Raw genomic sequence first — 18707 nt, 5'->3', positions numbered from 1 at the left:
GCGCCTACCCGAACGCCGGCTGGCCCGGCGCCGGAGCACCCGGGCCGCGCTGCCGCGTCTGCGGCGCCGCGCCGGCCGCGCAGACGACGATCCGCGAGCACCAGGGATTCTTCGTCCTGATGCGGTTCCGATCCGAACCCGGCCCCTTCTGCCGGGACTGCGGGACCTCCAGGCTGCGCGCGATGAGCGCGCGGACCCTGTGGCAGGGCTGGTGGGGAATCGCGTCCCTGCTGATCACGCCGGTGGTCCTGGTGTTGAACCTCGCCGCGAACCTGAAGATCAGGAAACTTCCTCCCCCGGGCCCCGCCTACGGCCCGCGGCCGCGGCCGGAGCCGCCGTTGACCCGGCGGCCGGCCGCACTCGGGGTGCTGGTCCCGCTCGCGGCCCTGGTCCTGGTGGTCGGGGCGATCGTCGGAAGCCAGCCGGGTGCCACCCGCGTCAGCACGGGAGACTGCGTCCGCCGGGACGGTGACGGCGTCGCGGTCGTCGGCTGTGACTCACCAGACGCCCAGTTCCTCGTCCTGAGCCGCCTGTCCGGCGACTCGGATGCGCTGTGCGAGCTGATGGCGCGCTCCACGGCGACGTACACCGAGACCGGCGGCGGCTCGGACTTCGTCCTGTGCCTGGCCCCTGCTCCGGGGGCGGATTCGGGCTCCGACCATCAGGATCAGCCCGGTCGCGGCCGGGGTGGCACCGTCGGCGGCGGGACGGACACCCGGGACGCCTGACACCGCCCGGGGCGCGGTGGCAGATGCGGGCACGGCCGCGCGGGCGCGGCCGGTCAGGTGCCGAAGACCGCGGCTTCGCCCTCCGGGTGGGGCGGGCCGTCCCCGCGCACGGGCAGCGCGTCGTCGATCTCGAAGTAGGCCGGCAACGGCCGCCGCCCCGCCAGGTGCAGCACCCGCACGATGCGCCGCCCGGCGAGCGATCGGACGTCCCCCACCGCGTCGTTGTGGAACTGGCGGGCCAGCGCCACCCTGGCCGCCGCCGCGTCGAGGGCCGCGACGGCCTCAGGCGTCTCCCGCCCCACCGCCACTACGGCGGAGGAGCGCAGCGCGCGGCTCAGCGCGTTCTCGGCATCCTCGGCAGCCGAATCCAGGCCAGCACCGGCGGACGGAGCCGCATCTGCGGGCTGCGGCGCCGCGTCTGAGGACCGAGCCGCGTCTGAGGACCGAGCCGCTACCGAGGGCCGAGCGGCGTCGGCGAGCAGAGCGGTGTGGCCGGCTCGGGCACTCTCGGCGGCGGTGGCGAGTTCGGACAGCTCGTACCGCCGCGCGAGGGTCTGCGCCGCCTCGGCCCGCGCGAGAAGCTGCACGACCAGGCCGGACCGGGCCGCGTCAACCCGGCTCGCCAGGCGGTCGAGCCGGCTCGCGAGCCAGGTCAGATAGGTCGCGGTCATGACAACAAGCACAACCACGGCCACGACAACTGTCATCTAGCGCAGCGTAGTCAGCTCCAATGGATGAACTCCCCCCGGGATCGACCACACGACGGACACGGCGACGGATCATCTCCGTTCCGCATCCGGCCTGGCCGGAGGCGCCAGCAGTTGAGTCCCCCTGCATTCGACGAGCCACGATGCGACACCGGGCGGCGACCGTGAGCGTTGCGGTCAGCTCTCGTCCGTCGCCGCGACCGACACCGGCCGGTCCCCGGAGACCATCTCGTAGACACTCACGATGCGTTGCGTCACAACCCGCCAGTCGTAGCTCATGACCACCGAACGACCGCGTTCGACCAGCCGCGCTCGTTCCGCGGGATCGCGGAGCAGATCGGCGAGCCCCGCCGCCAGCTCCGCCGGCTCACCCACGCCGAACAGCCGCCCGGCGCGCCCGTCGTCCAGCACTCGCCGGAAGGCGTCGATATCGCTGGCCATGACCGGTGTTCCGGCCGCCATCGCCTCCAGCAGCACGATCCCGAAGCTCTCCTGCCCCGTGTTGGGCGCGCAGTACACGCTCCCGGAGGCGAAGACCGCGGGCTTGTCGGCCTCGGGCACCAGGCCGATCAGGTCGACCCGATCCACCAGCGACCGGTCGATCCGCGCACGGACGGCGGCCGTGTCCCCCGGGCCCGCCACCAGCAGCCGGGCGTCCGGGACCCGCTCGACCAGCATCGGGAAGGCCGCCATCAGCACGTCGAGACCCTTGCGGGGCTCGTCGATACGCCCGAGGAAGACCACGGTCGGCGCACCGGCACCCGCACCCGTCGCGCTGTCACCGTTGCCGTCGCCAGACCCGCCGTACCCGGGCAGCGGTCGGGCACCCTCGAAGGCGCGTACCGCGACGCCGTTGGGGATGAGGATGGCGCCGGTGCCCAGATGCTCCACCAGCGTGCGACGCGCCGCCTCGGACACCGCGATCCGGGCCCGCAGCTTCTCGAACGACGGCTGCAGCGCGACCTGGGCGGCGGTCAGCATGCGGGACCTGGGGTTCGACGTATGGAACGTCGCGACCAGGGGGCCGTCCGCGAGCATGCAGGCCAGCAGGCTGATGCTGGGCGCCGTCGGCTCGTGCGCGTGCAGCACGTCGAAGTCGTGCTCGCGTAGCCACCGGCGCACCCGAGCGGCCGACACCGGTCCCATGAGCAGGCGCGCGACCGAGCCGTTGTAGGGCACCGGCACCGCGCGCCCGGCGTCGACGGCGTAGGGCGGCAGGGCGGACTCGTCGTCCACCGGTGTGATCACCGAGACCTCGTGGCCGGCCTCCAGCAGCGACTCGGCCAGGTCACGCACGTGCGCCTGGACCCCGCCGGGGACATCCCACGTGTACGGACAGGCGAGTCCGATCTTCACAGCCGACCCTTCCTCACCGCACGGGTTCGCGCCAGATCCGCTGGAGCATGTGCCAGTCGGCCGGGTGGGCGGCGATCCCCGCGGCGAACTCGTCCGCCAGCACCTGGGTCATGGTCTGGACATCGGTGTGCTCGACCTCGGGATGGATCCGCGCGCTCCAACCGTCGTCATCGAACCAGAGTGTCACCGGCAGCAGGGTCGCGCCCGTGCGCAGCGCGAGGGCGGCCGGGCCGGGCGGCATCGTCGCGGGGGCCCCGAAGAAGGTGACCTCCACGCCGGCCTCGGAGAGATCACGGTCGGCCAGCAGGCAGAGGGCCCCACCGGCGCGCAGCCGCTCGGTGAGCAGTTCCGCGGGCGGCTGCTCACCGCCGGTCAGCGGGACGACCTCCATGCCGAGCGCGGCACGGAAACGGACGAAACGGTCGAAGAGCGGCTCCGGACGCAGTCGCTCGGCGACGGTGGTGAACGGGACCCCCGTCGCGACCAGCCAGGCGCCGGCCTGCTCCCAGTTCCCCATGTGCGGCAAAGCCAGGATCATGCCCCGGCCGGTCGCGTGGGCGCGGCGCAGCCTCGCCTCGTCCAGCACCCGCATCCGGCCGACGATCGAGGCCGTCGACATGTCCTGGAGGCGGAAGACCTCCATCCAGTACCGGGCGTAGGAGCGCAGCGCCGAGCGCGTCAACGCGTCCAGATCGGTGCCGGCGGGAACGACCCGGGCCAGGTTGGCCCGCAGCCGGGTGGTCCCCCGCCCGCCGCGGCGCCACGCGAGGTCCGCGGCCCGCCGGAACAGCCAGGCCGCCAGCGCCTCGGGCAGCAACCGGACCAGCCGCCACCCCAGCACGTAGGCGAGCAGCGTCACCCGGCCAGCGAGCGTCATCGGCAGCCCGCTCCCGTGACTGGTTCCAGGCCCGCTCCCATGCCCGCCTCCGAGCCCGCTCCCACCTCAGCGGCCCGGCGCGACCTGCGGCACCGGTGGCACCGGCGGCACGCCCCGCGGCGCGTTGCCGGAACCAGCCACACCGGCCCCGCCCGCCAGGTCAGGCGCACCGGCCTGGCTCACCACCGAAGAGGCCACCGAAGGACCCGCCCCGGGCTGGTCGGCCTCCGCGGTCTCCGCGGCGGCGTTCGAATCGCCGGCCGGCGGCACGAGGGTCGGCCGGCCGGAGCGGACGAACTGCCGATACACGTGGACCACACGCTGGGCCACCGTGAGCACGGTCGCGCCCACCAGGAACCACAGCGCGGCCGGCAGCAGGTACGGCACGCCGAGGCCGTACAGGCCCGCGGCGACGAGCAGGATCAGCAGCCGCTCGCCTCGTTCGGCGAAGCCGACGTTGCAGGTGAAGCCGAGGCTCTCGGCCCGGGCCTTCACATAGGAGGTCACCGAGCCGGCGACCAGGCACAGCAGCGCCGCGCCGGCGAGCGGCAGCGAGTCGCCGTCGCCCGCGTACCAGATCACCAGCGAGCCGAAGATCGCGCCGTCGCCCACGCGGTCCGAGGTCGAGTCCAGGAAGGCGCCCCACTTCGAGGAGATCCCGCGAGCGCGGGCGATCACACCGTCGACCAGGTCGGAGAAGACGAACAGGGTGATGACGAGGGTGCCGACGAAGAAGTGCCCGAGAGTGAAGAACCCCAGCGCGCCGCCAGCGACGCCGATCGTTCCGATGACCGTGACCAGGTCGGGCGACACCGACGACCGCGCGGCCCACTGGCTCAACGGATCGAGCACCTTCTGGATCTGGGGTCGCGCATTGCTAGCGAGCATGTCCGTCCCGTCGTCTGTCGTGTACCGCCCGGGTTGGGCGGTCTCACAGTACCGCCGTCACGATCCGCTCATTTCTCATCACGATCCGGCTTGGATTTGTTGTCCCCGTCACATCGGGGGACTCTTCGGGGTACGCGCCAGCGCCAGGGCCGGCCACCTCGGCCCGGGGCACCGGCAGTGACCGTCGGACCCTCCCGGCGCTGGCCGCGAGGCGGACCACACCGGCCCCGAACGGTGCCGGTGTGCACTTGGCCCGCCGAGCCCCGATGGGAGGCGGTATGACAACAGCGGCACACGACGTGCGGAACGTCGTTCTCGTCGGCCACACCGGCGCGGGCAAGACGACCCTGCGGCAGCACCTGTTCCAGGTGGCGGCGAACCTTGGCAGCCACGTCGATGTCACGGCGGACACCCCGGCCGGCGAGGGCCGTCCGTCCTCGCCTGGATCCCACCGGGCGCCTGGAGCGAACGGAGCCTCTGGAGCGAACGGAGCCTGGCCCGGGGTGGGTGCCGCCGGAGGCGGCGCGGGCACGGCCTCCGGCGGGGAAACCGCCCAACGCAGCGTCTCGCTGGTGCTCGGCTCGCTGCGGCATCGCGGCGTGACCGTGAACCTGCTGGACACCCCGGGCTACCCGGACTTCGTCGGCGAGCTTCGGGCGGGGCTGCGGGCCGCGGACGCGGCACTGTTCGTGATCAACGCGATCGAGGGGATCGACGGCTCCACCAGAATGCTCTGGGACGAATGCGCGGCCGTGGGTATGCCCCGCGCCATCGCCATCACCCGTCTGGACCATCCCCGGGCGGACTTCGATGCCATGGTGATGGCCTGCCAGGAGGCGTTCGGGGCCGGGGTCCTCCCCGTCTACCTGCTGGAGGGAACCAACATCCCGGACCCGGACTACACGGCGACCGCGGCCACCGCTGGGGCCGACGGCGCCGGCCGCGCCGGGGTGGCGCGGCGAACACCGCCCCGCCGGCTGATCGGCCTGGTGACCGGACGGCTGATCGACTACACGGCTGACGGCCGCCACGAGCACGAACACCCGGTCGAGCTCACCGGAGCCGCGGCCGACGCACGGGGCGCGCTGCTCGAGGGGGTCATCGCCGAGAGCGAGGACGAGGCGTTGCTCGACCGGTATGTCGACGGCGCCGAACTCGATCCGAAGATCCTGCTGGACGATCTGGAGACCGCGGTGGCCCGCGGCTCCTTCTACCCGGTGCTGCCGCTCATGATCCCAGCAGGTCCCGAGCGGGGGGCGCACGACTTCCAGCCCGGTCTGGGGACGGTGGAGCTCCTCGACCTGTTCACGTATGCGTTCCCCGCCCCGAGCGAGCACCCGCTGCCCAGGCTCACCCGCCCGGACGGATCCCCCTGCCCACCCGCACATGCTGACCCGTCCGGGCCACTCGTCGCCGAGGTCGTGCGTACCACCACCGACCCGTACATCGGCCGGATGTCCATGGTCCGGGTGTTCTCCGGCACGCTGCGCCCCGACGCGTCGGTGCATGTGTCCGGGCACGGACGGGCCGCCGCTGGCCACCCCGACCACGAGGACCGCGAGCGGATCGGCGCCCTCTCCCAACCGATCGGGCTGTCCCTGCACTCGGTCGACGAGTGCGCCGCGGGTGGCCTCTGCGTGATCACCCGGCTGGCCACCGCGGAGACCGGGGACACTCTCTCCGACCCGGCGGACCCGCGGTACCTCCCGGCGTGGACCATGCCCGAGCCGCTGCTACCCATGGCTGTGCAGGCACAGGCTCGATCCGACGAGAGCAAGCTCTCCGCCGCGCTCGGACGGCTGGGCGCCGAAGACCCCACGCTGACCGTGCGCCATGACCCCGACACGGGCCAGCTCGTCCTGTGGTGCATGGGTGAGGCCCACGGTGACCTGGTGCTGGGACACCTGCACGACCGCTTCGGTGTCACGTTGGAGAAGGTGCCGCTGCGCCTGCCGCTGCGTGAGACCGTCCGTGCCAGCGCCGAGGGCGTCGGCCGGCTGGTCAAGCAGTCCGGCGGACACGGCCAGTACGCGATCTGCCGGATCGTCGTGGAACCGCTGCCCGCCGGGAGCGGCATCGAGTTCGTCGACGAGGTCGTCGGCGGCGCCGTACCCCGCCAGTTCGTGCCGTCGGTCGAGAAAGGTGTGCGCGCCCAGCTGGAACGCGGGCTGGTCGCCGGATTCCCCGCCGTTGATCTGCGAGTGCGGCTCGTCGACGGAAAAGCACACAGTGTCGACTCATCGGACATGGCGTTCCAGGCGGCCGGCGGGCTGGCGGTGCGCGAGGCCGCCAACGCCGCCGGCGTGGTGCTGCTCGAACCCGTGCTGGAAATCGACGTCGACGTTCCCGACGAACACGTCGGTGCGGTGATGAACGACATCGCGACCCGCCGCGGCCGAGTGGTGGGTGTGACGTCCCGGGAAGGTGCGGGTGCCGGCGCAGAAGGACCCGAACGCGGTTCAGGGCATACCACGATTCACGCCGAGGTGCCGGCGCTGGAAATGACCCGCTACGCGATCGACCTGCGCTCCGTCAGTCATGGGACCGGTGCGTTCACCCGCCGACCCCATGGCTACGAGCGGCTTCCGGAGCAACTCGTGGCGAAGGTGACCGAGCCGGCCTGAGCCTGGGCGCGGTGGCGCATGTGAGGCCCGCGCGCGGGCCTCACACCTGCTCTGTGCGGCTCCAGGCCGCGGCGAGCAGTTCCCGGGTCTGGCCGAGGAGCGCCGGCAGGACCCGGGTCGCCCCGACCACGGGCATGAAGTTCGTGTCGCCGCCCCACCGCGGCACCACGTGCTGGTGCACATGCGCGGCGATACCCGCACCGGCCACCGTGCCGAGGTTCATTCCGGTGTTGAAGCCGTGTGCGCCGCTGGCCACCCGCAATGCGCGCAGCGCGTGCTGCACGAAGAGTGACATCTCCACCGTCTCGTCGTAACTCATCTCCGCGTAGTCCGCGACGTGACGATAGGGAACCACCATCAGATGGCCCGCATTGTAGGGGTAGAGGTTGAGGACGGCGTAGACCGTTTTTCCGCGGGCGACGACCAGCCCTTCCTCATCCGTCATCGCGACGATGGCGCAGAACGGGCACTGGTCGCCGGGCGACCGACCCTCCCCTTTTATGTACGCCATGCGATGCGGTGTGTAGAGGCGCTGAAAGGCGTCCGGATGACCGACACCCGCCTGCTCGTCCAGTGGTGCGCCGCCCGGAGCGGTGGCCGCGGTCATCGGGAGTGGCCTGCCGGGCGCGCGACCTCGAGCCGTCGCCGGCCCGCCGCTCGGACGTGAGCCAACCTGACCACGCTTGCCGCCTCCCGCACGCCCCGGGACCAGCCCCACCGACGACCGGCCATGGATCCCTCCGCTGCTTCCGTCCGGGGACCACGGTACCCATCCACGAGCCGCCACCGAGTGGCGCTCCGCAGGCCGTCTCCGCACCTGGCCGGGCCCGATAGCCAGCCGGGCGGCCTCCCCCGAAGGCACGTCCGGGACAGATCCGGCCGTCGGTCCCAGGACCGGCCGAAGGTCCGTACCGCTGCGCCGAAAGTCCGCACCACCACCAAAGTGCCACCACCGCGCAGCACGAGGCATCTGATTTTCTGGGCGTTGAACCGGCCCGACGACCTTCGTCACGGAGACCTCGAGACGACTGCGGGATCATCGAATCGGACGTCTCGGTACCCCTGAGGGGTACCGCTTGACTCCCTGGAGGGACGCAGGTCACAGCCCAACAGCGCAGATGGGGGGTGGCCTGACCGTAAGGAGCGGAGTGCGCTGCCGCCATCAGGCGGCGCAGCGATGACGCGGAGACACCGCGCGGTGTGTGGGCGTACGTGGTTTCGAACCACGGACCTCTGCCGTGTGAAGGCAGCGCTCTACCCCTGAGCTATACGCCCGCGCGATCCAACAAGCTACCCGACAGAACGAAAGCGGTGCACCGGACCGGCCGGCGCCGCTTCCAAACTACCCCAAAGCCTCTCAGACCAGCAGCTCCGGCTGGACGTGTTGCGCCCTCACCGAGCCTGGGCTCAGCTTACACGGACACGACCGAGGGACGGACAGGGGGTGGCCAACGGACGGATGCGGGCATGTCTGCCCTCCGGCCGATCCTCGGGACACGCCGGGTTGGCCGGGACTCGCCGTGGTTGAGACGGGTCCGGACAGGGAAGGCTATGAGTGGCACGGCCTCGGCGGAACGGCCATTGTGCTCGGGGGAACCCTCAGTCCAACGCGGAACACGATCATCGAGCGGCACCTTCGGCTCGGCGATCACCACCGCGACCGACCGGGTCTTCTCAGGGGACTTCGGTCGGTCTTCCCGGGCAGGGCAACTCGCCCGAATCGCCGTAACGGATGTTGTCCTGGCATAACCTTGTTTCAAACGGGACTCAGAGAGGGAACTATCTCGTTACACGGGTGCTCGCCCGCACCACGCACCATGAGAGGCCGCCCGATGACTATTCGTCACGATTCGATCACCGCAGAACTCGCCCTTCGGCTCGTCGTTCCCGGTGGCGCTCCGGTTCCGGTCGCCGCCACGGTCCGATACGAGCCGGCCGACCCGTACGCGGTCAGCATCGGCTTCCGCACCGGGGCCGATGAGGTCGTGGAATGGACCTTCGCTCGGCAGCTCCTCAGTGACGGCGTCCGCCGGCCAGCCGGCGATGGCGACGTACAGGTCTGGCCCGCCGCCCAGTCGGGTGGGCGGATCGTGTGCCTGTCGTTGTCGAGTCCGTCCGGTCACGCGCTCTTCGAGATGCCACGTGCCGAGGTGCTGGCGTTCCTCCGCCGAACGTACGCGGCCGTGCCGCTCGGCGGAGAGAGCGATGTCATCGATCTGGACGCCGAGCTCGCCCTCCTGATCTGGGGCGGCCCCGAACGGTGACGCAACCGGGGTCGGCGTCGTGTCCGACCCCGGGCAGGCCGGTGCGGGCACATCCGGCACACAAGACAGCTCCCGTCGACATGAGCGCCTGGTGGGGACTCCCCCACCAGGCGCTTCGCTATGTCTGTAGGTCCGTGGGGGATCTCCCGCCCGAAAAGGAGATCCCCTGGCGCGGAGATCCTCAGCCTGTCGCCGAGACACGCCCCGACGTGCCGTACCCGGATCCGCGGGAGACGGCCGCCGGTCCGACCCGACCGCTCCAGCTCGTGGCGGTCGGGGCCGCGGCGGAGGCCAACGACAGCAGGTTGGCGGCCTTGAGCTCCGTCTCACGCCACTCCGCTTCCGCGTCACTACCCCAGGTGATTCCGGCGCCGGTACCGAACCAGATCCGCTCGTCGGCGAGCCAGAAGGTCCGGATGGCCACCGACAGCCAGCCACGCCGGGTGTCGGCGTCGACCCACCCGATGCCGCCGCAGTAGTGGCCGCGCGCGACCGGTTCCAGCCGGTTGATGATCCGCAACGCGCTCGACTTCGGCGCCCCGGAGACGGATCCCGGCGGACAGGTCGCGGCGAGCAGCTCGGCCCAGCCGACCTGGGGAGCAAGTGTCGCCTGCACGGTCGAGACGAGATGAACGAGGCCCGGGTGCTGCTCGAGCCTGCACAGCGCCGGCACCGTGACGCTTCCCGGTCGCGCCACCCGCCCCAGATCGTTCCGGACCAGATCGACGATCATGACGTTCTCGGCGACGTCCTTGTCCCGAAGGTCGGCGGCGGTCCGACCGGTGCCCTTGATCGGGCCGGAACGGACCACGTCACCGTCTCGGGAGAGGAACAGCTCGGGAGAGGCACCGACGATGCGCAGATCCGCCTCGGGCGCATCGAGCACCACCGAGTAGGGCGCGGGGTTGCCCGCGGCCAGAACGGCCGCGAGGGCGGCGAGATCCGATCCCGCCGGGCCCGGGGCGATCGGTGCCGACAGAAGCCGGCACAGGTTCACCTGGTAGACCTCGCCGGCGGCGATCTCCGCGCGGATCGCACCGACCCCCGCGACATAGGCGGCGGCGTCCATGCTCGTGACCCACGAGTCACGTGCCGGCCCCTGCCAGGGCGCGGCGGCCGTCACCGCGGCCGCCGGGGCCGGGCGCACCTCGCGAAAGCGGACGCAACGGCAGCCGCCCTCGAAGTCGACGACCACTCCCCAGAAACCGCCGCCGTCCAGCACGCGCAGGTCGTCCGAGACGTCCACCACGCCGGTGGCGAGCAGTCCTCCGGCAAGGAGATAGGACTCCCGGCCCCGGACCGCCCCTGGGACGGTCACTCCAGCCGCCCGTGACCGCATTGCGCGTCGCTCCCTGAAAGTCGTCCCCCCGTCGTGATGCCCCTGTTCGCGTACTTCATTCCGCTGACCGTATCGCCGCGCTCGAGGCGGCCGCGCCTGCCTGGGCGTCACCACCCGAAGTTCAGCACTTGCCGGCCGGCCAGTCGGCCGCGCTCCGGCCTCTACCCGCCGACCAGCGCCCGCCGACCAGCGCCCGCCGGCCAGCCGGAGGTGAGGCACCCGCGCCACGAGGGTGGGCCGCCATGGTGGCCGTCCGACACCTGAGCGTCACGGTCCGCCGCCCCGGCCAGCACCGGCGTCACCTCCGACACCAAAAGTGACTGTCAGCCCAACTCGCCGCCAACGATGAGGCGACATTCGAGCGACATCCCGGCACGGCGGCGTTCACATTCGACGACCGCCCCGATCGTCCGCTAGAGTGCTACCTACACCGCCAAGCGGGAAGCCGATCCGATCGGCGAACCGGGTCCCCCAGGGGGGATCAAGCGGAACATGCGGACGTGGCTCAGTGGTAGAGCATCACCTTGCCAAGGTGAGGGTCGCGGGTTCGAATCCCGTCGTCCGCTCGGAAGCGGTGTGGTCAGAGATTGCAGCCATCACGGCCTTTCGCGGCGGAGTGGCCGAGTGGTTTAGGCAAGGGCCTGCAAAGCCCTGTACGCGGGTTCGATTCCCGCCTCCGCCTCTGATCCAAATTGCGGGCGATTAGCTCAGTGGGAGAGCGCTACCTTGACACGGTAGAGGTCACTGGTTCAATCCCAGTATCGCCCACCACTCCGTTTGTGCTGCGGCACAGCGGTTACGGCCACCCCGCGCGGGGTGGCCGTTCGCATTTTCAGCCCTCCTCCGGGGGTCCGTGCGAACGGATCTGCGAACACGGCCTACGTGCCGGCCACCTGCGGCCCGCTCTCCCCCGTCTCGTCGTCGGCGGCGGGCGGTTCCGGTTCCTCCTGTGGGCCAGGCGGGTTCGGCGTGCCGAGGATCACCCCGGCGATCTGGTCGGCGGCGTCCTTGTCCATGCCGGGGATCACGTGGCTGTAGAACGACAGCGTGAACGCCACGCTCGCGTGCCCTAGGCGCTCACTGACGACCTTCGGGTGCACGCCGGACTTCAGGGCGGCGGTGGCGTAGCTGTGCCGGACGTCGTGCAGGCGGATCACCGGCAGGCCCACGGCGCGCGCGTGCCCCTGGAACCAATCGGTGATCGTGTCCGGGTGGATCGCCGTACCGTCGGGCCAGCAGAACAGCCGGTCGGTCGTGTGCCCGAACGTCCTGCGGTTCTCCTCCCAGACCGCGACGTATGCCCGAAGCGCGTCGCGCGTGAGCGGGTCCAGCGACAGCGGCCGGTAGGCGTTCACGGTCTTCTGCTCGCCATCGTCGGCCTTGCCGTCGATGACCACCCGCGTCGTGATCGGTGAGACCGTCGCCAGCTCCAGGTCAACATCCGCGCGGCGCAGACCGGCCAGCGTGCCGCGCCGGACGCCGGTCGTGACGAGCAGGAGGTACATGGCGTACAGCCGGTCGTCGCGGATGTGGTCGAGGAAGGCCCTCACCTGCTCCGGGGTCCACACGGTGGGGGCGCGCCGGCCGACCCGTGGCCGGTGGGCGTCCTCCGCTGGGTTGCGGCGGAGATAGCCCCACTTCACCGCGTCCCCCAGCGCGCGGCTCAGGGTCTGGTGGACCACGGCGACCGTGGCCGGCGCCAGGCCCTGCCCCTGCCCGCCGCGTTGGCGCAGCCGGCCCTTGTCGAGCAGGTGGCCGTAGAGCAGGTCCAGGCGGCGGGCGGTCAGATCCTGCAGGGGCGTCGGGCCGATCACCGGGACGACGTACAGCGTGAGGTAGTTGCGGTACTTCGCCCACGTGCCCTTGGCCACCGCCGGGCGCACTGCGGCGAGCCACTCGGCCGTGAACTCCTCCACGGTGCGCCGTGAGGGCGCCACGCGCTTGCCCTCCTCGAACTGGGTGATCGAGTCGCGCATGGCGCGACTGGCCTCCGTCTTGGTCTTGAAGCCCCCGCGCGACGTCGTCCGGCGCTTGCCGGTGAGCGGGTCGGGGTCGATGTCGTGGCGGAACTCCCACCCGTTTGTGCGCTTGTAGACGCTACCCTTCACGCGGCACCGCCGAAGGTGGCGCGGAGTCGAGCGGTGACAACGTAGACCCGTCCGCCCATGCGCTGGACCGGTAGCTCGTCGTTGTCCGCCAGGCGGTAGGCGGTCGCGCGGGACAGCCCGAGGATCTGCGCGGCCTTCCCGACCGAGATCAGCGCGGGCAGGCCCTCGAACGGGTCCGCCTGGTCGACAGCCGCGGGTTCCCTGGGTGGCGGCGGGGTAGCCGGACGCTGGTCTGCGAGGTAGGCGTCCAGACGCTCGAACACGGCGTGAAGCTCCGCACGGAGTGCCGCGATGACGTCGGAGTCGGAAGCCTGAAGAGGCCTCCTGATGACGCGGTGGCGGGACTGCAAGACCACACGATCGACGGTCGCCGGTGCGACAAATTGGGTCACGATTGGACTACCTCCTCGGTTGGGGGTGCGACCCCCGGCGGGGCGCTGGGGAGTGGTCCGCCGGGGGTCGGTGTCATGCGGCGGCGGGCTGGTGGGTGGGTGCCGTCCCATCCGTCCCAACGTCATCGGTGCTGGTGGGCGGGGGTGTGGGTGGGACGGCGGGACGGATCGATCCGTCCCAGCGCCAGGCGGGCTGGTCGTCGGGCCCGTCGGGCGGGTCGGTGGGGGGTGGGCAGTAGCGGCGCCAGGCGTCGGTGAACGCGGCGCGTTCGTAGCCCTTGGCCTGCTCGCCGTTGTCGGGTCGGATGTTGCGGCTGTGAATGCCGTACTCGCGCAGCAGCGCGGCCAGGCGGCGGGCGGTCAGCCCTCCGGGCCCCATGTCGGCCCAGGGGGCTTCGACGTCGGCGTTGAGCAGGGTGAGAAGGCGGGTGGTGGTGATGGCGGTGTCGGTGCCGAACGCGGTGCGGGTGTCGCACAGGAGCCGCACGGTGATCGAGGGGTCCTCATCGGCGGCGGCGGTCTCGGCAAGCAGAACGGCCAGTGCCCGTCGGGCCCGGTCGGGCCACGCCCCGCCGGCGTGGTCGGCCACGGCGATCAACGGTTCCCAGGTGTCCGCGGCGCGGTCGTCGACCGGCATGTCCGGCTCGGCCTGCTCCAACTCCGGGAGGGCGGGGCGTAGCCAGGCGGACAGCTCCTCGGCGAGCGTGCGCAGTCCGGGCCGGTCGCGGCGGTGCCGGTACGGCGCCACCGTCTCGCCAGCGGCGCGGCGACGCATGCGGACGATCACGGCACGGTCTTCGACGGTGTCGGGCATGGCGCCGATCCCGGCGAGTGCGGCCATGGCGAAGGTCGGGAGAACCTCACGGGTGCGGGTGGTGTGGTCCCACCGGATGGCGGGCCGGTTGCGCTGGTGTCCGGCGTTGAGCAGGCCGCGTAGATCTTCCTTGGCGTCGCCGGACCGCGCCGTGCCGAAGATCGTGTCTGCTTCGTCCACGAGCAGGGTGGGCGGGTCCTCGTCGATCGACCGGTACACCGCCGCGGTGGATGCGTTGACGGTGATCAGCGGGTTGTGGCACGTCGCCTCCACGACGTCGAGCAGGCGGCTCTTGCCGCATCGCTTCTCCGGTGCGCGGATGACCAGCCGGGGGGCATGTGCCCACGCGGGTTGGGCGTGGCTCGCCGCGACCCACAGCACCACGGCGTCGACCGCTTCGGGGGTCGGGAGGATGACGTAGCGGGTGAGCGCGTCGTGCAGCCGGTCCAGCGCCGTGGCGCCGTCGGCGGTCACGGGGTGAGGCCTTCCGCGGGGGCGTGCGGCCGATAGTCCTCGGGCGGGGTGGGGTGTTTTGCCCGCACCGGGGTCGGGCTCTGGCTAGCCTGGTCGGCATGACTGACGGTATCCGGCGCGTCATCGGTGACGAAACCCGCGTGGCGTTGCGGAACTACGAATGGCTTGTCCGTAACCGTCCCGATGTTGAGCTGTGTTGGGATTCGGACACGCTGATGTACGGCGACGGCGGGGTGGCGATCGAGTCTCTGCTCGAGCCGGGTTTCACCCCTGCCACCGTCGATGAGAGGTAGCCGGATGTAGCCGGAGCGGTTCATGCCGGCACCGCCCGGGGGCGGCGCGCCCCTGCTCGAAGGCCGGAACTGATGGTCGCCTCAACTTCCGCCCAGGTGAAGGTGGGGTCGGTCGCGACATGCCCCCCCGCAGCCTGTTTCAGCATGTCCGTGGCGTCCGCTTCGGTGAGTGCGCCACCGGCGACGAGCTGTCCAAGAGCGACGGCGGAGCGGTAGACGGCGTTGTTGCGGCCGCCCGTGGCGTGGGTGATGTAGGCGAGTTGCCTGTTGACCGCGGCGGTGATGTAGGCGGACCGGCGGCCTGCCCCCACCGCGACCCGCACAGGGCGTTGCGGAGGGAGCGGGGCGGTCTGGATGAGCTGAAACAGCCAGGGGGGCAGGGGGGCTGGCGGGGCGTCATGGGTGAGGGTGTAAGGGCGGCCGGAGACGGTGTTGCCGGCGGCAACAACCTGCCCACCCCAGGCGCGGGTGTCGATCCAGGGGCCGATGCTGCGGCCGGTGTTCGTCAGCCGCACGCCGGCGGGGGCCTGGTAGTAGAGGTGCCAGCCACCCCGGCCGGTACGCACCGCGTAGGTCGGGGTGACCGACTCCCCGACGCGGCGAGCCAGGACGGTCAGAGCGTGCACGCCGGTACGCACGCCCTCAGCGGCCCACACGGCTGATGGTGGCCGGTCGCCGGGTTTGGGGGTGTCGAGGTCGACGACAACCAGGCCGCTGGGACCGGTGGCGATCCCAACCCCATGGGTGGGGTGTGCCGACCAGTAGGCGGTGATCGTCGCACCATCCAGGGTCGCGCGCTGCTCCCACGTGCGATGCCCGTCACGGCAGGGGCCGGTACAGGGGCAGCGGTCGGCGGGGTGAGACGCGGGCCGCTTCTCACCGGGTAGCAGCGGAAGGACGTACCAGCCGCGGGCCGCCGCATCCAGCGCGACGGCCACGGGAGTGGCGGGGGAAGGGTCGGTGGGACGGATCGATCCGTCCCGCCGTCCCAGCGGCACCCCGGTTGACCTGTGGGTTTGAGGGTGGGACGGATGGGACGGCACTGCCGTCCCATCCGCGCACGGCACGGTCATGGCACCTCCGGTCGTGGTCGGGGGATGGTGAGGTAGATCCGGACTCGTCCGCCGGCCCGGTCGGGGTAGGCCCTGCTGACGAGCGCGGCAGGGAACAGGCCGCGCAGGTCGGTCAGGGTCTCGGCGACGTCGGCGGGATGTCCGTGCAGCCGGATCGCCACCTTCGGCGGCGGGCTGGTCACGGCCGCTCCAACGCGGCGATCAGGGCCGGGGGTGGGTCGGCGAGCAGGCTGGTCAGGGCGGCGGCAGCCTGCTGGGGGATGACTCCGTTACCCAGGGCGGTGAGCTGGGCGTTGCGGGTCAGGCCGGGGGTGGCGGTGACCCACCCGGCGGGTAGGCCCATGAGCCATTCCACGAACGGTGCCGCCAGGCGAGGCCTGCCGGTCCGCCCGGGTTCGGTCGGGTCCGGTGCCGGCCGGCGAAGGATGGTGGCCCACCGGTCCAGCGCGGGGGCGTACCGGCCGTACCGGTCGGGTTGGACGGCGGCGGGCAGGGCGGGGTCACCGGCGGTTCCGCGACTGTTCGGCCCGCCGTGGGTGCCGTCGGTCGCGCGGGGCGTCGGCAGCAGCTCGTACACGGCGACGTCGACCAGGGTCGGGCCGACCCCACGGTGGCGGAAGTAGTCCGGGTTGCCGGCGCCACGGCCACCGCCGTCACGGGCGGTCGGGGTCGGCACCAGCGCCACGCCAGGCGAGAGCGAACCAGCGTTCCCGCTGGTGGGCGGCACCGACGTCGGACGCGGGTAGGCGTGTCCATCGCGTGTCGTACCCGAGCGTGGCCAGCTCTCCGAGTACGGCGGGTGCTCCCCGAACAGCGAACCCTGACACGTTCTCCAGCACCACGAGTCGGGGTCCCAGGTGGCGAACGGCGGTGGCGACGGCGGGCCACAGGTGGCGGTCGTCGTCCGCGCCGTGGCGCCGGCCGGCGTCCGACCATGGCTGGCAGGGGAAACCGGCGGTGAGCAGGTCGATCGGTTCCACCGTGGTCCAGTCGACGGCGGTGATGTCGCCGTGGTTGGGGACATCTGGCCAGTGGCGGGCCAGGATCCGGGCGGCGCCGGGGTCGGGGTCCGCGACCCAGGCCAGCCGGCCCCCGATGACCTGGTGGACGGCGAGATCAAGTCCGCCGTACCCGGAGCACAGGCTCCCGACCCGCAGATCGGGTGACGTCGCGTGCACGCAGGCTCCTTGTCGATATCGACGCTCATGCGGCCCGCCGATACCGGCGGTTCGCCTGCTCGGTGGCGGCGGTGTGGCACGTCGGGCACAGGGGGCGTCCGCCGGTGCCGTAGCGGTGGTGGTAGGCGTGGCAGGTCACGCACGGGCCCACCTCGTCGAGCGGGATGCCGAGATGTCCGGCAAGGGTGCGTAGCGCGCTGCTGGCGGCGTGGGCGGCGGTGGCGTAGGCGGGGTTCGGCTCGCTCCGACCGGCGGTGTCGAGGATCGTGCGGGGTGTCGTGCGCCAGGCGTCGACCTGCCCGCGGACCCACTCCCCCACGGTCACGCCGCACCGCCAGCCGGACCGGGCTCACCGGCGCTGAACAGGGGTGGCTGGTCCTGGCAGGAGTCGCACACCGGCCGGTCACCGGCCGACGTCAACACCGGGACGGTGACCGGAACGCGGCAGATCCGACACGGCCTGCTGGCGGTGGTCGGCGGAATCGCGGCGACGGCCTTCACGTAGCTGCCGGTGTTCAGGTAGACGACACTCGGGCAGGTCGTGGCGCCGCGGCGGTACCGGAACTGGCAGCCGCGGCAGATCTTCTCGGCCTTCGTGCCACTGGTGCCGGCGCCGTGGCGTCCGGCGACGGCCGCGCGTTCCGCCGGGGTGAGGCCGCGGAAGGCCTTCACGGCCGTGATGATGAGCGGGTCGATCTCGCCGGGTGGGGTGGGTGTGGGGGTCGGGGGGGTGCGCTACGGGCACGAACTGCGGGCATGATGAGCAGGTCCCTTCCGGGGATGAAGTGGTGGCGGCGGGCCGACCCCGTGAGGTCTGGCCGGACACGTCGGGGGCCGACCTGCCGCACCACGGAGCGGGGCTAGAACGGCGGCGCGTCCAGATCGCCACCGGACGGCGGGACAGACCACGGATCACCACCACCACCAGCGGCAGGCGCGGTGTTGCCGGCGCCGGTGCCGCGGGCGGCCTTGCTCACCCGGGCGGTGGCGAACTTCAGGGACGGACCGATCTCGTCGACGTCGAGCTCGAAGACGGTGCGCTTCTCACCCTCACGGGTCTCGTAGGAGCGCTGCTTGAGACGGCCGGTCACGATGACCCGGGTGCCCTTGGACAGGGACTCGGCGACGTGTTCGGCGGGCTGACGCCAGAGCGAGCAGCGCAGGAACAGCGGGTCACCGTCGACCCACTTCCCGGTCTGCTGGTCGAGGGTGCGGGGGGTCGACGCGATGGTGAATCCGGCCACCGGGACCGCGTTCGGGGTGAACCTCAGCTCGGGGTCGGTGGTCAGGTTCCCGACCACGGTGATCACGGTCTCTCCAGCCATGACGGTGTCCTTCCGGGATGGGTCGGTAGGTCGGGGGTCAGAGCGCGTTGACGAACGCGGCCAGGCCGTGGGCGACGTCGACACCGGCGCGGGCGACGGTGGTGACGGTGGCGGCGGCCTCGGTGGGCTGGCGGGCGGCGTAGACGACGAACGCGACCAGCGCGACGGTCAGGATGAGCGGCCAGCGGCGGAAGCGGCGGGTGAGACGGGCGTGCTTCACGAGACGTCCCCTTCGAGGGTCAAGGCGTTGAGTCAGGGGTGGACGGG

21 protein-coding genes and 4 tRNA genes are annotated in these 18707 nt (G+C 71.8%); 7 read left to right on the top strand and 18 right to left on the bottom strand.

What is annotated here, in order from left to right:
• The coding region (locus tag FREUN1FDRAFT_RS40345) for a hypothetical protein (protein ID WP_006544479.1) at positions 1-728 on the top strand (728 nt) is incomplete at its 5' end.
• Between the two features lie 53 nt (positions 729-781).
• Here FREUN1FDRAFT_RS40345 and FREUN1FDRAFT_RS31995 read toward each other — a convergent pair.
• The 4 genes from FREUN1FDRAFT_RS31995 to pgsA form a co-directional block, all read right to left on the bottom strand.
• On the bottom strand, positions 782-1435 hold the full coding sequence (locus tag FREUN1FDRAFT_RS31995) for a hypothetical protein (RefSeq protein WP_006544478.1): 654 nt from the start codon (positions 1433-1435) through the stop codon (positions 782-784).
• Between the two features lie 177 nt (positions 1436-1612).
• Complete coding sequence (locus FREUN1FDRAFT_RS31990; protein WP_006544477.1) at positions 1613-2791, bottom strand: glycosyltransferase family 4 protein; 1179 nt, start codon at positions 2789-2791, stop codon at positions 1613-1615.
• 13 nt (positions 2792-2804) lie between these two features.
• Complete coding sequence (locus tag FREUN1FDRAFT_RS31985; protein ID WP_006544476.1) at positions 2805-3668, bottom strand: phosphatidylinositol mannoside acyltransferase; 864 nt, start codon at positions 3666-3668, stop codon at positions 2805-2807.
• Positions 3669-3734: 66 nt separating this feature from the next.
• A complete protein-coding gene (pgsA, locus tag FREUN1FDRAFT_RS31980) occupies positions 3735-4556 on the bottom strand; it encodes a phosphatidylinositol phosphate synthase (protein WP_006544475.1) in 822 nt (273 codons plus the stop codon).
• A gap of 278 nt (positions 4557-4834) precedes the next feature.
• Between pgsA and FREUN1FDRAFT_RS31975 the strand changes: the two genes are divergently transcribed.
• Positions 4835-7180 (top strand): elongation factor G-like protein EF-G2, encoded by a 2346-nt coding sequence (locus tag FREUN1FDRAFT_RS31975; protein ID WP_006544474.1) that lies wholly within the window; start codon positions 4835-4837, stop codon positions 7178-7180.
• Between the two features lie 40 nt (positions 7181-7220).
• Here FREUN1FDRAFT_RS31975 and FREUN1FDRAFT_RS31970 read toward each other — a convergent pair whose 3' ends face one another.
• Positions 7221-7787: an HIT domain-containing protein gene (locus FREUN1FDRAFT_RS31970; RefSeq protein ID WP_006544473.1), complete on the bottom strand. Its 567-nt coding sequence runs from the start codon at positions 7785-7787 to the stop codon at positions 7221-7223.
• 596 nt (positions 7788-8383) lie between these two features.
• Positions 8384-8455: transfer RNA gene (locus tag FREUN1FDRAFT_RS31965), tRNA-Val, on the bottom strand.
• A 557-nt stretch (positions 8456-9012) separates the two neighbouring features.
• Here FREUN1FDRAFT_RS31965 and FREUN1FDRAFT_RS31960 point away from each other — a divergent pair.
• A complete protein-coding gene (locus tag FREUN1FDRAFT_RS31960) occupies positions 9013-9444 on the top strand; it encodes an SsgA family sporulation/cell division regulator (RefSeq protein ID WP_006544472.1) in 432 nt (143 codons plus the stop codon).
• A 181-nt stretch (positions 9445-9625) separates the two neighbouring features.
• Here the strand turns inward: FREUN1FDRAFT_RS31960 and FREUN1FDRAFT_RS31955 are convergent, their stop codons facing one another.
• Positions 9626-10783 (bottom strand): chorismate-binding protein, encoded by a 1158-nt coding sequence (locus FREUN1FDRAFT_RS31955; protein ID WP_006544471.1) that lies wholly within the window; start codon positions 10781-10783, stop codon positions 9626-9628.
• A 494-nt stretch (positions 10784-11277) separates the two neighbouring features.
• On the opposite strand from FREUN1FDRAFT_RS31955, the gene FREUN1FDRAFT_RS31950 reads away from it, so the two are divergent.
• The 3 genes from FREUN1FDRAFT_RS31950 to FREUN1FDRAFT_RS31940 all read left to right on the top strand — a co-directional run bounded on the left by FREUN1FDRAFT_RS31950 (position 11278) and on the right by FREUN1FDRAFT_RS31940 (position 11554).
• Positions 11278-11349 (top strand) — tRNA-Gly (locus FREUN1FDRAFT_RS31950).
• A 44-nt stretch (positions 11350-11393) separates the two neighbouring features.
• Positions 11394-11465 (top strand) — tRNA-Cys (locus FREUN1FDRAFT_RS31945).
• A 14-nt stretch (positions 11466-11479) separates the two neighbouring features.
• Positions 11480-11554 (top strand) — tRNA-Val (locus FREUN1FDRAFT_RS31940).
• A gap of 107 nt (positions 11555-11661) precedes the next feature.
• Here FREUN1FDRAFT_RS31940 and FREUN1FDRAFT_RS31935 read toward each other — a convergent pair.
• From FREUN1FDRAFT_RS31935 to FREUN1FDRAFT_RS31925, 3 genes are all read right to left on the bottom strand, one after another.
• Positions 11662-12891, bottom strand: a complete 1230-nt coding sequence (locus FREUN1FDRAFT_RS31935) for a tyrosine-type recombinase/integrase (protein ID WP_006544470.1) — start codon at positions 12889-12891, stop codon at positions 11662-11664.
• Entirely contained in the window at positions 12888-13154 is a 267-nt protein-coding gene (locus FREUN1FDRAFT_RS47010; protein ID WP_232295511.1) for a helix-turn-helix domain-containing protein, read from the bottom strand. The genes FREUN1FDRAFT_RS31935 and FREUN1FDRAFT_RS47010 overlap by 4 nt, the downstream gene beginning before the upstream one ends.
• Before the next feature lie 202 nt (positions 13155-13356).
• Positions 13357-14571 carry a DUF3631 domain-containing protein gene (locus FREUN1FDRAFT_RS31925; protein WP_006544468.1) on the bottom strand — a complete coding sequence of 405 codons (1215 nt, stop codon included), beginning with the start codon at positions 14569-14571 and terminating at the stop codon, positions 13357-13359.
• 98 nt (positions 14572-14669) lie between these two features.
• Between FREUN1FDRAFT_RS31925 and FREUN1FDRAFT_RS31920 the strand changes: the two genes are divergently transcribed.
• Positions 14670-14864, top strand: a complete 195-nt coding sequence (locus FREUN1FDRAFT_RS31920) for a hypothetical protein (protein WP_035955404.1) — start codon at positions 14670-14672, stop codon at positions 14862-14864.
• Positions 14865-14884: 20 nt separating this feature from the next.
• On the opposite strand, the gene FREUN1FDRAFT_RS31915 is transcribed toward FREUN1FDRAFT_RS31920, so the two are convergent.
• From FREUN1FDRAFT_RS31915 to FREUN1FDRAFT_RS31880, 8 genes are all read right to left on the bottom strand, one after another.
• Positions 14885-15862 carry a bifunctional DNA primase/polymerase gene (locus FREUN1FDRAFT_RS31915; RefSeq protein ID WP_232295510.1) on the bottom strand — a complete coding sequence of 326 codons (978 nt, stop codon included), beginning with the start codon at positions 15860-15862 and terminating at the stop codon, positions 14885-14887.
• Between the two features lie 71 nt (positions 15863-15933).
• Positions 15934-16119 (bottom strand): hypothetical protein, encoded by a 186-nt coding sequence (locus FREUN1FDRAFT_RS31910; protein ID WP_006544465.1) that lies wholly within the window; start codon positions 16117-16119, stop codon positions 15934-15936.
• Positions 16116-16613: a hypothetical protein gene (locus tag FREUN1FDRAFT_RS45465; RefSeq protein WP_198144540.1), complete on the bottom strand. Its 498-nt coding sequence runs from the start codon at positions 16611-16613 to the stop codon at positions 16116-16118. Before FREUN1FDRAFT_RS45465 ends, FREUN1FDRAFT_RS31910 begins: the two co-directional genes overlap by 4 nt.
• Positions 16591-17115: a DNA cytosine methyltransferase gene (locus tag FREUN1FDRAFT_RS45460; RefSeq protein WP_006544463.1), complete on the bottom strand. Its 525-nt coding sequence runs from the start codon at positions 17113-17115 to the stop codon at positions 16591-16593. The genes FREUN1FDRAFT_RS45465 and FREUN1FDRAFT_RS45460 overlap by 23 nt, the downstream gene beginning before the upstream one ends.
• A gap of 25 nt (positions 17116-17140) precedes the next feature.
• Entirely contained in the window at positions 17141-17440 is a 300-nt protein-coding gene (locus tag FREUN1FDRAFT_RS31895) for a hypothetical protein (protein WP_006544462.1), read from the bottom strand.
• Complete coding sequence (locus FREUN1FDRAFT_RS31890; RefSeq protein ID WP_006544461.1) at positions 17437-17787, bottom strand: hypothetical protein; 351 nt, start codon at positions 17785-17787, stop codon at positions 17437-17439. Before FREUN1FDRAFT_RS31890 ends, FREUN1FDRAFT_RS31895 begins: the two co-directional genes overlap by 4 nt.
• 188 nt (positions 17788-17975) lie before the next feature.
• Entirely contained in the window at positions 17976-18440 is a 465-nt protein-coding gene (locus tag FREUN1FDRAFT_RS31885) for a single-stranded DNA-binding protein (RefSeq protein WP_006544460.1), read from the bottom strand.
• A 37-nt stretch (positions 18441-18477) separates the two neighbouring features.
• A partial coding sequence (locus tag FREUN1FDRAFT_RS31880) for a hypothetical protein (RefSeq protein WP_232295509.1) occupies positions 18478-18707 on the bottom strand: 230 nt, incomplete at its 5' end.

The organism is Parafrankia sp. EUN1f (assembly GCF_000177675.1).
In the GTDB taxonomy this organism is placed as follows: Bacteria; Actinomycetota; Actinomycetes; order Frankiales; family Frankiaceae; genus Parafrankia.
This window is presented reverse-complemented; position numbering and strand designations above follow the sequence as displayed.

Excerpts from the sequence above, each read along its gene's own strand:
- FREUN1FDRAFT_RS31995 (WP_006544478.1), bottom strand. The coding sequence starts at position 1,435 with ATGACAGTTGTCGTGGCCGTGGTTGTGCTTGTTGTCATGACCGCGACC.
- FREUN1FDRAFT_RS31985 (WP_006544476.1), bottom strand. The coding sequence starts at position 3,668 with ATGACGCTCGCTGGCCGGGTGACGCTGCTCGCCTACGTGCTGGGGTGG.
- pgsA (WP_006544475.1), bottom strand. The coding sequence starts at position 4,556 with ATGCTCGCTAGCAATGCGCGACCCCAGATCCAGAAGGTGCTCGATCCG.
- FREUN1FDRAFT_RS31975 (WP_006544474.1), top strand. The coding sequence starts at position 4,835 with ATGACAACAGCGGCACACGACGTGCGGAACGTCGTTCTCGTCGGCCAC.
- FREUN1FDRAFT_RS31970 (WP_006544473.1), bottom strand. The coding sequence starts at position 7,787 with ATGACCGCGGCCACCGCTCCGGGCGGCGCACCACTGGACGAGCAGGCG.
- FREUN1FDRAFT_RS31960 (WP_006544472.1), top strand. The coding sequence starts at position 9,013 with ATGACTATTCGTCACGATTCGATCACCGCAGAACTCGCCCTTCGGCTC.
- FREUN1FDRAFT_RS31955 (WP_006544471.1), bottom strand. The coding sequence starts at position 10,783 with ATGCGGTCACGGGCGGCTGGAGTGACCGTCCCAGGGGCGGTCCGGGGC.
- FREUN1FDRAFT_RS31920 (WP_035955404.1), top strand. The coding sequence starts at position 14,670 with ATGACTGACGGTATCCGGCGCGTCATCGGTGACGAAACCCGCGTGGCG.
- FREUN1FDRAFT_RS31885 (WP_006544460.1), bottom strand. The coding sequence starts at position 18,440 with ATGGCTGGAGAGACCGTGATCACCGTGGTCGGGAACCTGACCACCGAC.